We start from the raw sequence: 13471 nt of genomic DNA, 5'->3' as shown, positions 1-13471 counted from the left end.
GGGCTGTCTCCAATCAACATTTAAGGTCGTCATCAGTACGGCCATAACGTGCCTCAGCGGTTGGGGTACAAAAAAGATGATCTGTCCACGGAGTAACGTTTCGATGGAAATTAAGTCCAGTAAGCCCGTATTGCGTTTCGCGCCTGCCAAAGCGGGTTTTGCTTTTGTCGGCATTCTTCCTCTGCTGGTAGCTGCTCATGCCCAGGCGGTGGAATTTAGCTTCGCCGATAATGAAATCAGCGGCTCTATCGACTCCACCGTGTCCTACGGCCAACTCTGGCGTGTACAGGGTCAGGATCGTAGCAATAACGACGTGAACTCCAACGATGGTAACCGGAACTTTGATACTGGACTTGCATCCGAAGTTTTCAAGATCACTACCGATATGGAAGTGACCTATCAGAACTATGGTGCCTTTGTTCGTGGCACTGCGTTCTATGACACTCAGATTATGGATAAACGCAACGACTACTACGACGCCAATAACCCTAATCAGCCTAGCCAAAACTATCCAAAAGATGACAGTTTTACTTATGAGACTCGTCATAAGGCTGGTCGGGGTGCGCAAATTCTAGATGCTTATGTGTATGGTAACTGGGATGTTGCTGATATGCCTGTCAGTGCTCGTGTAGGGCGTCAAGTTTTCAACTGGGGTGAAGGGCTTTTCTATCGTGGTGGTGTGAATACAACTAATCCGGTCGATGCAGCTAAGTTTCGTTTGCCCGGGTCTGAAGTTAAAGAAGTATTGGTTCCGGTAGAGGCGTTTAGTTTTAATATCGGTTTGACAGACAACCTATCAATGGAGGCCTTCTATCAGTGGAATTGGAAAGAGTCTGCAATTGATCCGGTTGGTACTTATTTCTCTGAGACGGACTTGTTTGCGGATGGTGGTAACAGTGCTTATACCAACCTAGGTAGTAGTGCTTTAGCCGCGCCGCAAGCTGCCCTTGGTAATGCCTCAATACTCCAGTTTTATCAAGCGGGGGCCGGGGGGCGTTGCGCTGGCGGTGTTGGTGGGTTGTGCTCTGGTGGTCAGAATTTTACTTTCCCAGGGACTTCTACTGTGCATGTTGCTGATGTTGCTAGCGATATTAATGCTAAAAATGATGGTCAGTTTGGCGTTTCCTTCAAGTACATTGTGGAGGAGTTAAACTCTACTGAGTTCGGAGCTTATTTTGTAAACTACCACTCGAAGGAACCTTCGATTTACGCTGATCTCAATGGCTATGCAGGTATTGATATGCTTGCTTTGGCCAATAGCTTTGGAGCTGTCAACGCTCAGACGGTTGGCTTGGCTGGTGGTTTGGCTACTTTGGATACATTGGCAAATGTAAATGCTCGTCGTGAGTATGCAGAAGATATTCGCATGTATGGCTTTAGCTTTAATACTACTATTGGCGAGGCTTCTGTGTTTGGGGAGTTGGCCTACCGCCCTAATATGCCTATTGGTATTGCTACTACCAACGACTTGCTTGGCGACTTGATTGGTCAGGCGGCCAAGCTTGTCAATAATAATCCCTTACTGGCTGGTGGACCTTTCGGCTTGGACGGTTCTGCGTTGGTTGCTGGGCAGACGATTACTAGAGATGGGCAGCTTCATAACTATGAGCGCGTAGAAGCTTTTAATACGACATTGGGCACAATTTATAACTTTGGCCCTGTGCTGAGTTTTGACTCGCTTTTTGGTGTTGCAGAACTTGGTTCTGAGCACGTGCGCGGTAGTGATCTCCAATACACTGATTTCAATGGAAAAAATCGTTACTATTCGGGGCGGCCCAATACTTCATACGTTGGTAATGAAGATCGTGATAATCGTAAGGATCAGATTAATAAAAATGCTTACGGCTATACGCTTGTTTTATCAGGCACCTGGAATGATGTTTATGCTGGTGTGAATTTGTCGCCATTTGCCGTTTATAAAAACGACTTTGAAGGTAATTCGCATCAGACGGGCAATTTCATTGAGGGGCGTCAGGCTTATACTTTGGGTCTGCGTGCAAGCTACCTGAACAGCCTTGAAGCTGAGGTCCAGTACACCGAGTTCTTTGGTGCAGGCCAGAACAACGGCAGTCGCGATCGTGACAACATCGGCCTGAACGTTAAGTATTCCTTCTAAATATAACTAGAAAATATCGAGTGCCTGCGGGCACTCGGTTGCTGACTTATTTCACGGAGAATCAAGATGCTGAAAAAGCACACGCTGATTGGTGCTGCGATTGCGCTGGCACTGTCCGCTGGTAGCGCGTTCGCTGCAGTTTCGCCTGCGGAAGCGGCCAAGTTGGGCGCAAGCCTCACCCCGTTCGGTGCCGAGAAAGCCGGCAACGCGGCAGGCACTATCCCTGAGTGGACCGGTGGTATTACTCAGGCTCCGGCGGCTTACAAGACGCCAGGCCAGCACCACGTAGATCCGTTTGCTGATGACAAGCCGTTGTTCACCATCACCAAAGCCAACTTGGATCAGTACAAAGACAACCTGACCCCAGGTCAGATTGCGATGTTCAACACCTACCCGAACAGCTACCAGATGCCGGTCTACCAGACCCGCCGTTCCGGTTCTGCGCCAAAGTGGGTGTACGACAACACCATCAAGAACGCGACTACTGCCAAGCTGCTTGATGGCGGTAACGGTTTCTCCGACGCTTACGGTGGTATCCCGTTCCCGATCCCGCAAAACGGTGTCGAAGCGCTCTGGAATCACATCGCACGCTACCGCGGTACCTACATCGTGCGTCGCGCTTCGGAAGTGGCTGTGCAGCGTAACGGCAGCTACTCCCTGGTGACCTCGCAGCAGGAAGCCATGTTCAAGTTCTACGACCCGAAAGGCACGGCAGCCGACCTGAACAACATCATGTTCTACTACCTGTCCTTCACCAAGAGCCCAGCGCGTCTGGCCGGCGGTGCAGTGCTGGTGCACGAAACCCTGGATCAGGTAAAAGAGCCACGTCAGGCTTGGGGCTACAACGCTGGCCAGCGCCGCGTGCGTCGTGCGCCGAACCTGGCTTATGACACTCCGATCGCTGCCGCTGACGGCCTGCGCACTGCAGACGACACCGACATGATCAACGGTTCGCCAGATCGTTATGACTGGAAGCTGATCGGCAAAAAGGAAATCTACATTCCTTACAACAGCTACAAAGTCACCAGCCCTGAAGTGAAGTACGAGGACCTGCTGCAAGTCGGCCACTTGAACCCGGCCTTTACTCGCAACGAGCTGCACCGGGTGTGGGTAGTCGAGGGCACGCTGAAGTCGGGCTCGCGTCACATCTACTCCAAGCGCACCCTGTTCCTCGACGAGGACAGCTGGCAGGCGGCAGTGGTTGATCAGTACGACGGTCGTGGCGAGCTGTGGCGCGTCTCGATTGCTTACCTGAAAAACTACTACGACCTGCCGACCACCTGGTCTGCGCTGGATACCTTCCACGATCTGCAAGCACGCCGTTACCACGTGCAGAACCTGGATAACGAAGAGCCAAGTACCATCGACTTCAGCCAGGCTGTGCCGGATGACGGTTACTTCAAACCGGCTGCGCTGCGTCGCCGCGGTACGCGTTAATCCGCGTGTAGGTTGAGCAAAAGGCCGCTACTGTTGTAGCGGCCTTTTGCTATTTGTCAGTCGAACAGGGCATGGTAGACGTGCGGGTTTAACAAAACATAACGTCGCGCCGATTGTCAGGCCTTTTGAAAGCTCAGTAGGATAGGTGCACTGCTATAAGGGTAGTGCTACCTATAAGAATAAGGGGGAAGGTATATGAGTGAGCCCGTCATGCGGCGCACCCAGGCCGATCGTGTTGTGGGGTTGTCCCGCGCACCGGCGCTCCGCGTCCACTCACCGATAGCCAAAGCGCTCTCGCTGTGCAGTGTGCTATCCGTGCTGATGTTGACCAGTGCACCATTGCAGGCTGCCAGCGATGACGCCAGTCATTACTCGGTCTCTTCTGCCAAAGCTCATCACAGCCTGTTGTTGGATGTCGCCAGTTTGGGTAAGCGTCTGGTTACCGTTGGTGATCGTGGGCATATCCTCTATTCCGACGACAACGGCGCGAGCTGGACTCAGGCCAAGGTGCCGACCAAGCAGATGCTTACTGCCGTGTTCTTTATCGACGACAGTCATGGCTGGGCTGTTGGTCACGACGCGCAGATTCTCGTCAGCACTGATGGCGGCGCTACCTGGGTCAAGCAGTTCGAAGACCTTGAGCGTGAAGCGCCGCTGCTGGATGTGTGGTTCAAGGATCGCAACAACGGTTATGCCGTAGGTGCTTACGGCGCCTTGTTGGAAACCACTGATGGTGGTGCCAACTGGGAAGATGTTAGCGACCGTATGGACAACGAAGATGCCTACCACCTCAACGCCATCGTTGAAGTCAAAGACTCCGGTCTGTTTGTTGTGGGTGAGCAGGGCGCTATGTTCCGTTCTCCAGACTGGGGGCAGACCTGGGAAACCCTGGAAGGCCCGTACGAGGGGTCGCTGTTCGGTGCTCTAGGCACGGATGAAACCGGCGCGTTGCTGGTCTATGGCCTGCGTGGGCATTTGTTCCGTTCGGCAGACTTCGGTACGACCTGGCAGGCGATCAGCCTGAACACTGCCAACAATGGCCCTCTGGAATTTGGTCTGGCTGACGGCAACCGTCTGGCCGATGGTTCCATCGTGGTGGTTGGGCATGGCGGTACCGTACTCAAGAGCACCGACAACGGCCGCACTTTCAATGTGACCAATCGTGCCGACCGGCTTTCGCTGGCAGGCGTTGCAGCAATGGAAAACGGCAATCTGATTCTGGTAGGGCAGGGTGGCGTTCATGCCGCTTCGCCTACAGGCGCCGATCTGGGCCAACAACAATAAGCCGGGAGCCTTTGCATGAGTAAGCATCAACAACAACCTGCCTCCTTCCTGGAACGGTTGATCTTCAACAATCGCCCGGCCGTGATTCTGCTGTGCCTGTTGATCAGTCTGTTTTTGTTCTTCCAGGCGGCGCAAGTGCGTCCGCAGACCAGCTTCGAGAAAATGATTCCGCTGGGGCATCCCTATATCCAGAAGATGCTCGAGCACCGCAATGACCTGGCGAACCTGGGTAACACCGTGCGTATCTCGGTGGAAGCGGTGGATGGCGATATCTTCAGCAAGGAATACATGGAGACGCTGCGTCAGATCAACGACGAAGCCTTCTATATTCCGGGCGTCGACCGTTCCGGCCTCAAGTCGCTGTGGAGCCCAAGCGTACGCTGGACCGAAGTGACTGAAGAAGGTTTTGCCGGCGGCGAAGTCATTCCACAAACCTACGACGGTTCTGCGGAAAGCCTCGAAGAGCTGCGCAGCAACATCCTCAAGTCCGGGCAGATTGGCCGTTTGGTGGCCAACAACTTCAAGTCGAGCATCGTCGATTTGCCGTTGCTGGAAACCTATGCCGACCCGAACGACCAGAGCAAGCAGATCCCGCTGGATTACCAGAAGTTCTCTCACGAGCTGGAAGAGAAGATCCGCGATAAGTACCAGGCGCAGAATCCCAACGTCAAAATCCACATCATTGGTTTTGCCAAGAAAGTTGGTGATCTGATTGATGGTCTGATTGGCGTGGCGTTGTTCTTTGCCGTGGCAATCGGTATTACCTTCGTCCTGTTGCTGTGGTTCACCCACTGCTTCAAGAGCACCTTGGCGGTGGTTCTGACCACGCTGATTGCGGTGGTCTGGCAGCTGGGTTTGCTGCATACCCTGGGCTTCGGGCTTGATCCGTATTCGATGCTGGTGCCGTTCCTGGTTTTTGCCATCGGTATTTCCCATGGCGTGCAGAAGATCAACGGCATCGCCATGGCCTCGGGTGAGGCAACCGACTCGCTGTCCGCTGCGCGTATGGCGTTCCGTCAGTTGTTTATTCCGGGCCTGGTGGCGCTGCTATCGGATGCCGTGGGCTTTATCACCCTGCTACTGATCGATATTGGTGTGATCCGTGAGCTGGCCATCGGTGCATCCATGGGTGTGGCGGTGATCATTCTGACCAACCTGATTCTGCTGCCGGTCATGATTTCCTATGTTGGCATCAGCAAGAAGGCGGTGAATATCAGCCGTGAAGAGGCCTGCAAGGAACACCCTTTCTGGCGCTTTTTGTCCAAGTGTGCACACCCAATGGTCGCGCCGATTTCCGTGGTGGTGGCAATCGCGGCGCTGGCCGGCGGAGTATGGTACGGGCAGAACCTGAAGATCGGTGACCTTGATCAGGGCGCGCCTGAGCTGCATCCGGACTCGCGCTACAACCTGGATAACGATTTCGTCATCCGCAACTACTCCACCAGCTCCGATGTACTGGTGATCATGGTCAAGACGGCGGCTGAAGGCTGCTCGACTTACCCGACGTTGTCGGCCATGGATGAGTTGATGTGGAAGATGGAGAACACTGAAGGCGTGCAGTCGGCCATTTCCATGGTCACGGTGTCGCGTCAGGTGATCAAGGGCATGAACGAGGGCAACCTGAAATGGGAAACCCTGTCGCGTAATCAGGACGTGCTGAACAACTCCATTGCCCGGGCCGATGGTCTGTACAACGGTGATTGCTCGGTGGCTCCGGTGTTGGTATTCCTCACCGACCACAAGGCGGAAACCCTGACTCGCGTGGTTGATGTTGCCGAAGACTTTGCCAAGCAGAACAACAAGGAAGGTCTGGAGTTTATCCTGGCAGCCGGTAACGCCGGGATCGAGGCGGCCACCAATGAGGTGATCGCAGCGTCCGAAACCACCATGCTGATCGCTGTGTATGCGGCTGTGAGCATCATGTGCCTGCTGACCTTCCGTTCGTTGGCGGCGACTCTCTGTGTGATCCTGCCGCTGGTGCTGACTTCGGTATTGGGCAACGCGTTGATGGCCTATATGGGTATCGGTGTGAAGGTTGCGACCTTGCCGGTAATCGCCCTCGGTGTGGGTATTGGTGTCGACTACGGCATCTATATCTACAGTCGACTGGAGACGTACCTGCGTCAGGGCCTGTCGCTGCAGGATGCCTACTACGAGACCCTCAAGTCGACCGGTAAGGCGGTGTTGTTCACCGGTGTCTGCTTGGCGATCGGTGTAGCAACCTGGATCTTCTCGGCGATCAAGTTCCAGGCCGACATGGGCCTGATGCTGACCTTTATGTTCCTCTGGAACATGATCGGCGCGATCTGGCTGCTGCCTGCTCTGGCCCGCTTCCTGATCAACCCGGAGAAGCTGCGCAACAAGGCCTAAGCCTGGTACGCAGTAGTCACACTAAAAACCGCGGCCCTTGGGTCGCGGTTTTTTATTGTCCAAGGGTTAGGTCTGCAGGTGGTTTCTGTGGAGAGGGCTTGTTTGCGAATTGTGAAAAAGCCCAGCCGCTTCGCGGACAATTCGTGTGTAAGCCATATTCGAGGTGAGCCGATTACCGCTCGGTGGGTTACGTGCGCACAGGTTACGCAGTTCATCGGATGGGTGAGGCGCAGCAGGATGAACTATGTGCCGATGCGGACTCTGTGTGCGATGTCACCTAGCGAGTGGTGGCATACAGGCTCCGCAGTTGCTGCTCAAGCTCAGAGCTGTGCTACTACCCCATCCTACAAAAGCTTGGACCTCTGTCCTGCAATTAGCAGGCTTTACCGATGTTACCGATTAGCGCGGATACAGCGGGGGCAGCGCGCTGTTGTCCGGGTTGGCGGTGCCGTCGAAGTCTTCTATCGCGGGCAGGCTGCGAATTGCTAGCCACAGGTTACGACCTTGCCAGTGCTGGCCACTTTCGCTGTACAGCGCGCCATTCAGGCCGTCGAGGGCGTCAGACAGTGGGGTAAAGCGGGCGGCCATATCAGCCAGGGTTTCCGGTTGCTGACGGGCCCAGGCGTCCAGTGCGTGGCGGGTGGCCTGTGAGTCGTTGGCCAGGCAGCTGCGCTTGAGGTCATCAAGCAGGTTGCGCTGGCTGGGGCCCGCCTGCTGGCTAGGTAATACGGGAGGTTGACGGCGCGCGCGCCACCACAGGGTAAAGCCGAGCAGGGTGGTCAGGCTCAGCAAAGCGCTGCTTAGTTGCCAAGGCCAGAGTTGTACCTCGGCTGTTTCGCTGACTGTGGGGCGTGCTGCTTCAACCGGCAGGGTTTCCAGGTTCGGGTTGGCGGCCACCTGCAGGTTGCGCGCCGGCAAGTTGCTGCGTTCGAGTTGATCGGTCGTGGTGTTCCACCACAGCACCTCGATTGCTGGCAGGGCAATCTCGCCTTCACGATTGGCTACCAGTGCTTCGCGTTCTTCACGGCTGGCCACTAGGCCGCCGTCGCTGGCCTGATTGGCCAGCTGTGGTTGATCGGGGTAACGGCGCAGGCCGGCAACCTGGGTAGCTGGCAAGGGAGGTAATTGCGCGCTGGCTAGACCTTCGACCTTGAGTAGTAGGCTGCGAGTCAGTGAATCACCGACGCGGGCGGTTTCTGGCTGCGGGCTCCAGACTTCACTCAGGCTGAGCGCGCGCGCTGGCAGCCAGGGGGCATCGGCCGGGTAGCTGGTGGGTTTGGCTTTTACCGTCAGCGGGATTTCCGGCGAGCGGACCCGTACCACCTTGCCTGGGCGTGGGCCGAACGGGTTGTAGGCATTGCTACTGGAGCGATCAACCGCAGTGGCGGTAAAAGCCTGTGAGGGGATCAGCAGATCGCCACTTTCCTGGGGGAAGATCGCGTAACGCAGCTCGATCACGCCATGGCGTACGCCGTTGATGTCTTTTTCATAGGTGCGCGGTTCACCGAGCGCTTCAACGCGTGCTTGGGGCATGTCTAATTGGGTCAGGCTGCTGTCGTCGTAAAGCGAAACTGAGTGGTAGATACGCAACGTCAGCACGGTTTGCGCCTGCACGTAGACGCTTTCCTGATCCAGGCTGGCATCAATAAACACCGGTGCCAGGCGACTGTCGCCGGCGCTGGCGGCCTGCTGGACGTGCAGGGTAATCGGCTCGCTTTGCAGCTGGCCGAGGTTTAGCGGCGGTATCACCACGTAACCGCTGTGTTTGGGTTGCAGGGTGACGATCCAGCGGGTGCTGGCTTGAGCGCCATTGCTGCCGCTGGTCAGACGGTTGACCTGGCGGGTGCCGAGTACCTCGAATAGCTCATTAAGCGGCTGCAGATCGGGTTTGCCGAACAGAGTGGCGTCATCCGATTCCAGGATCAGCTCAACGCTTTCGCCGGCATCCAGGCGGGTACGGTCAACGCTGGCGGTCAGGCTTTGCGCGCTGACGTTCAGGGCCAGCAGGCCAAGCAGAAGGGTACAGAGCAGTCGGCTCATTGCAGTTGTTCCTGGCGCTGTTGTTGTTCCAGCCTGAATTTACGCCGCAGCAGTTCGCCCGGATCATCGGGGATCTGCCGTAGCCATTGCTCCAATGCCTGGCGCCGCTCGCCGTCAAGGGCCGGCTCGGCGCTGGCGATCTGTTCTTCGCCGCTGTTGCTGTCGTCTTCTTCTGGCGTTTTGGGCGGTGTATCCGCGTCTTCTTTGGCACCAGATTGTGTGGGTTTCTCGCTCTCAGCCTTATCTTCAGACTCTGGCGGTTTGGCCGGCGATTGCTCGGCCTGCTGCTGGGCGTCTGGATCGGACTGTCCTGCCTGCGGCTGGCTACTGGGCTGATTCTGCTGCTTGTCGGGTTCTTGTGGCTTGTCGCTTTGATTCTGCTGTTGTTGCTGCTGGTTCTGGCGCAGGAGTTCTTCGATCAGGGCTTTGTTCTTTTGGGCCTGGGCTAGGTCAGGCTGTAGTTCCAGCGCTTGGGTGTAGGAATCCAGGGCGGCTTCCAGTTCATTGCTGCGCGCCAGGGCGTTGCCACGGTTGTAATGGTCGCTGGCGCTTTCACCATTGGCAAAGCGTTCGGCGGCCGCAGCGTAATCGCCGGCCTGGTAGAGCGCCTGACCTTGCCAGCGCGGATCGTTGAAACGCTGCGCCGCTGCTGCCGGTCGTTGCGCCTCAAGCAGGCGCTGACCTTGCTGGTCGGCACGCAGCCAGAGGTCGTCGAAGCTGAAGGCGTAGCTATTCTGCGGCAGGCTCAGCAGCAACAGGGGTAAGCACAGCAGCCAACCGCGACGGGCGGCGCAGGCGGCGAGTAACAGCAGCGGCAGGAGCAACCAGTGGCTCTGGTCGGCCCAAGCTTGCAAGCGGGTCAGCTCGCCATCGCGGCGCAGCTGTTGCGGGGCATCGAGCAGGCCCAGGTTGTGCAGGTCGCGCTCATCCAGGGTCACGCCCTGATATTGGCCGCCGAGTTCATTGGCGAAGCGTTTTAGGCCATTGCTGTCCAGGCGCGGTAGCAGGATAGTGCCCTGGGCATCCTTGAGGAATGAGCCGTCCTCCTGAATGATCGGCGCGCCCTGGGTGCTGCCAATTCCGAGAATATGCAGGCGCTCGCCACGGCGGCCAAGGGCTTGGGTGATCGCTTGGCGTTGGGTTTCATCCAGGCTGCTGGTCAGCAGCAGGAGGCGGCCATTGCCCTGGGAGCCCTGTTCGAGAAGTTGCAGGGCCTTGGCCACCGCCAGGTCGGCGCGTTTGCCGGGTTCGGGCATGATCCCGGGGCTCAGCGCGTCGAGCAGGTTGCGGCTGGTGCTCAAGTCGTCAGACAGCGGCACCAGGGTGTGCGCGCTGCCGGCATAGACGACGATTGCGGTTTGCGCGTCCTGACGCGCCTGCAGCAGATCGAGCAGCTTGCGCTTGGCTTGGGCCAGGCGGTTGGGCGAGGCATCGCTGGCGAGCATTTCCGGGGTCAGTTCGAGCAGCACCACAAGCGGGTCGGCCGGCTTGGGGTTCTGTTGCTCAATGCGTTGCCAGCTTGGCCCGAGCAATGCCAGCAGGGCGAGTAGCCAAGCCAGGCCTAGGGCGAGCCAGGGCAGGCGGCTGTTGCGCCCGCCAGTGGCTGTCAGCAGGGCGGCCTGGAATGCCGCTGGCAGCAGCGCTTGCCAGCGGCCGGTGCGCTTTTCCCGGTGCCAGAGTTGCCAGAGCAGAATGGCCAGCAGCGGAATCAGCAGTAGCCAGAAAGGCCGCTGCCAGTGCGGCCAGAGGTTGGTCAATTCGCTCATGACTGTTTCCCCCGCAGCAGTTTCAGCTGATTGCGCCAGCGTTGTTGCAGGCTTGGCCAGAGTGTATGGCTGGCCAGCAGCAGACTGAGCAGTAGCGCCAGGCCCAATGGCCAGGGATAGAGTGGCAAGGTCGGCCGCGCCAGCGTCGGCTTCTGCGCCACCGGTTCGAGGCGGTCGAGGGTGGCTTCGATGGCTTGCAGTTCTTCGCTGTCACGGGCGCGGAAGTATTCGCCACCTGTGGCCTCGGCAATCGCACGCAGGCTTGGCTCGTCCAGATCAATGCCGGGATTAAAGCCGAGCATACCGAGCACGCCACCTTGTTCCGGGTCGGCGCCGATGCCAATCGGGTAAATGGTGATGTTTTCCTCGGCGGCCAGACGTGCAGCGGTCATGGGATCAATTTCACCGGCGTTGTTAGCGCCGTCGGTGACCAGCACCAGTACGCGACTTTGCGCGGGACGCTCACGTAGGCGTTTTACCGCCAGGCCAATAGCGTCGCCGATGGCGGTCTGCGGGCCGGCAATGTTTTTCTGTGCCTCATCCAGCCAGGTGTGCACGGTCTGCCGGTCAAAGGTCAGTGGCGACTGCAGGTAGGCGCGGCTGCCGAACAGGATCAGGCCGACCCGATCACCCTGGCGGCCGTCGATAAAGTCACCGAGCAGGTGTTTGACCAGGCTCAGGCGACTGATCTCTTCGTCTTCCCAGAGCATGTCGGCGTAATCCATGGAACCAGATACATCCACCGCCAGCAGCAGGTCGCGGCCGCTGGCTGGCAGCGGCAGTGGTTCGCCTAACCACTGCGGGCGGGCACTGGCGAGCAGCAACAGCAGCCAGATCAGCGCAAACGGTGCCTGTTGCCGCAGGGCGGGCAGTCGCACGCGGGCGCGGCGGCCGCTTAAGCCTTCCAGCTCGGCCAAAAAACTGATTTTCAGCGCCGCCTCACCGCTGTCGGCAGGCGGCAACCAGGCGCGCAGCAGCCAGGGTAGCGGGGCGATAAGAAAGACCCAGGGCCAGGCAAACTCAAACATGTTTGCGAATCCAGATCGCCACGGCTTGGTTGAGGCCGGCGATGGCCCTGTCATCCAGGCTGCAGTGCGGACGATAGGCGCCTTCTACCAGGATCATCCAGCGGGTCAGGCCAGCGGCTGGGCAGCGGCTGTCGAGAAAAGCCAACCAGGCGCGGCTACTGAGAACATGGCTGTTGCTTTGCGGGTAACGCTCACGGCATAGGCGTTTGAGGATGGCGTTGAGCTGTTGCAGCCAGGGGCCGGCATCGACGCCGTCGTAGGGCTTGCTCAAGCGTTCGAGTTCGTTCAGCGCGGCTTGGCGCAACGGATCAAGCGAGGCTTCGGTCGACTTCCCGGCCGTCTTGCGTGGCAGGCGTTTCAGCAGCTTGAAACCTGCCCACAACAGCAGCGGCAGTAGAACCGCGAGCAGCCACCAACCCGGTGCCGGCGGCCACCAGCTGATGGGCGCAGGGGTGATCAGCGGTTCGAGTTGGTCCAGCGGGTTCACAGGGTTTTCCTCGGGCGCTGGGCGTTCAGGTGTTCACGCAGCTGCTCGATCATCTCGCTCTGGGTGTTCAGGGCCAGCAGCGGTACGCCGAGTTTCTGCGCCAGGCGTTGCCAGCGCGTCTGGCGCGCATCGGCCAGGCTGCGGTAGGCCTGGCGCAGTTCGGCATCCTGGGTATCCAGCTCCAGCTGCGCGCCGTGTTCGGTAAAGCGCAGCAGGCCGGCATTCGGCAGGGCATGGTCGAGCGGGTCGGACAAAGGCAGTAGCAACAGGTCGGTGTGCCGCGCGAGTAGCAGCAACTGCTGTTCGCTGCTGTCACTCAGCGTGCGTTCATCACACAGAATCACCACCAGGCTGCCGGGGCGCAGTACTTCGCGGGCGCGGCGCAGGGCCAGGCCAAAGCTGTCACGGCCGCCCTGACTGTCGTTGCTCAGGGCTTGATTGGCCTTGGCCAGGCGGCTGAGCAGTTGCAACAGACTTTGTTTGCTGCGTCGAGGTTTGATTTCGTGGTGTTCCAGGTCGCCGAATACCAAGCCGCCGATGCGGTCGTTATGGCCCAGGGCGGCCCAGCCGATCAGGCTGGCGGCCTGGGCCGCGAGCACCGATTTGAACATCAGGCCGCTACCGAAGAACAGCTGCCGGCTCTGCTCGACCATGATGTAGATCGGCCGCTCGCGCTCTTCATGGAACAACTTGGTGTGCGGTTCTTGGGTGCGCGCGGTGACGCGCCAATCGATGGTGCGCACGTCGTCGCCGGGCTGGTATACACGCACCTGATCGAAGTCCACGCCGCGCCCACGCAGCTTGGAGTGGTGCAGGCCAATCAGCGGGCTGCGCCGCGCCGGGGTGGAAAACAGTTGCACCTCACGCACACGGTGGCGCATCTCGATCAGTTCGCCGAGGCTGACGCGAATGCCGGGCTGCGTGGGTTGGTCGTGCATGGTGC

Annotated in this window: 9 protein-coding genes; 4 read left to right on the top strand and 5 right to left on the bottom strand. The window is 58.2% G+C overall.

Translation table 11 applies throughout. The features are described from left to right. Positions 1 to 103: 103 nt before the first annotated feature. The 4 genes from AACX99_RS11680 (at position 104) to AACX99_RS11665 (ending at position 7207) form a co-directional block, all read left to right on the top strand. Positions 104 to 2116, top strand: coding sequence for a DUF1302 domain-containing protein (locus tag AACX99_RS11680; RefSeq protein WP_339411978.1), 2013 nt, complete (start codon positions 104 to 106; stop codon positions 2114 to 2116). Between the two features lie 66 nt (positions 2117 to 2182). Beyond that, positions 2183 to 3553 carry a DUF1329 domain-containing protein gene (locus tag AACX99_RS11675; protein ID WP_339411976.1) on the top strand — a complete coding sequence of 457 codons (1371 nt, stop codon included), beginning with the start codon at positions 2183 to 2185 and terminating at the stop codon, positions 3551 to 3553. A 195-nt stretch (positions 3554 to 3748) separates the two neighbouring features. Next, the gene (locus AACX99_RS11670) at positions 3749 to 4837 is read left to right on the top strand and encodes a YCF48-related protein (protein ID WP_339411974.1); all 1089 of its coding nucleotides are present in this window, start codon (positions 3749 to 3751) and stop codon (positions 4835 to 4837) included. Between the two features lie 15 nt (positions 4838 to 4852). Continuing rightward, positions 4853 to 7207, top strand: coding sequence for an efflux RND transporter permease subunit (locus AACX99_RS11665; protein ID WP_339411973.1), 2355 nt, complete (start codon positions 4853 to 4855; stop codon positions 7205 to 7207). 399 nt (positions 7208 to 7606) lie between these two features. Here the strand turns inward: AACX99_RS11665 and AACX99_RS11660 are convergent, their stop codons facing one another. From AACX99_RS11660 to AACX99_RS11640, 5 genes are read right to left on the bottom strand one after another with little or no spacing between them, the layout of a single operon-like run. Then, positions 7607 to 9247 carry a BatD family protein gene (locus tag AACX99_RS11660; protein WP_339411972.1) on the bottom strand — a complete coding sequence of 547 codons (1641 nt, stop codon included), beginning with the start codon at positions 9245 to 9247 and terminating at the stop codon, positions 7607 to 7609. Next, a complete protein-coding gene (locus tag AACX99_RS11655; protein WP_339411971.1) occupies positions 9244 to 11013 on the bottom strand; it encodes a VWA domain-containing protein in 1770 nt (589 codons plus the stop codon). Before AACX99_RS11655 ends, AACX99_RS11660 begins: the two co-directional genes overlap by 4 nt. Continuing rightward, positions 11010 to 12041 carry a vWA domain-containing protein gene (locus AACX99_RS11650; RefSeq protein WP_339411970.1) on the bottom strand — a complete coding sequence of 344 codons (1032 nt, stop codon included), beginning with the start codon at positions 12039 to 12041 and terminating at the stop codon, positions 11010 to 11012. Before AACX99_RS11650 ends, AACX99_RS11655 begins: the two co-directional genes overlap by 4 nt. After that, entirely contained in the window at positions 12034 to 12528 is a 495-nt protein-coding gene (locus tag AACX99_RS11645; RefSeq protein ID WP_339411969.1) for a DUF4381 domain-containing protein, read from the bottom strand. Before AACX99_RS11645 ends, AACX99_RS11650 begins: the two co-directional genes overlap by 8 nt. Beyond that, positions 12525 to 13466: a DUF58 domain-containing protein gene (locus AACX99_RS11640; RefSeq protein WP_339411968.1), complete on the bottom strand. Its 942-nt coding sequence runs from the start codon at positions 13464 to 13466 to the stop codon at positions 12525 to 12527. The genes AACX99_RS11645 and AACX99_RS11640 overlap by 4 nt, the downstream gene beginning before the upstream one ends. Positions 13467 to 13471: the final 5 nt, after the last annotated feature.

The sequence above is a fragment of the Pseudomonas sp. EA_35y_Pfl2_R5 genome (assembly GCF_963970805.1).
GTDB lineage: Bacteria > Pseudomonadota > Gammaproteobacteria > Pseudomonadales > Pseudomonadaceae > Aquipseudomonas.
This window is presented reverse-complemented; position numbering and strand designations above follow the sequence as displayed.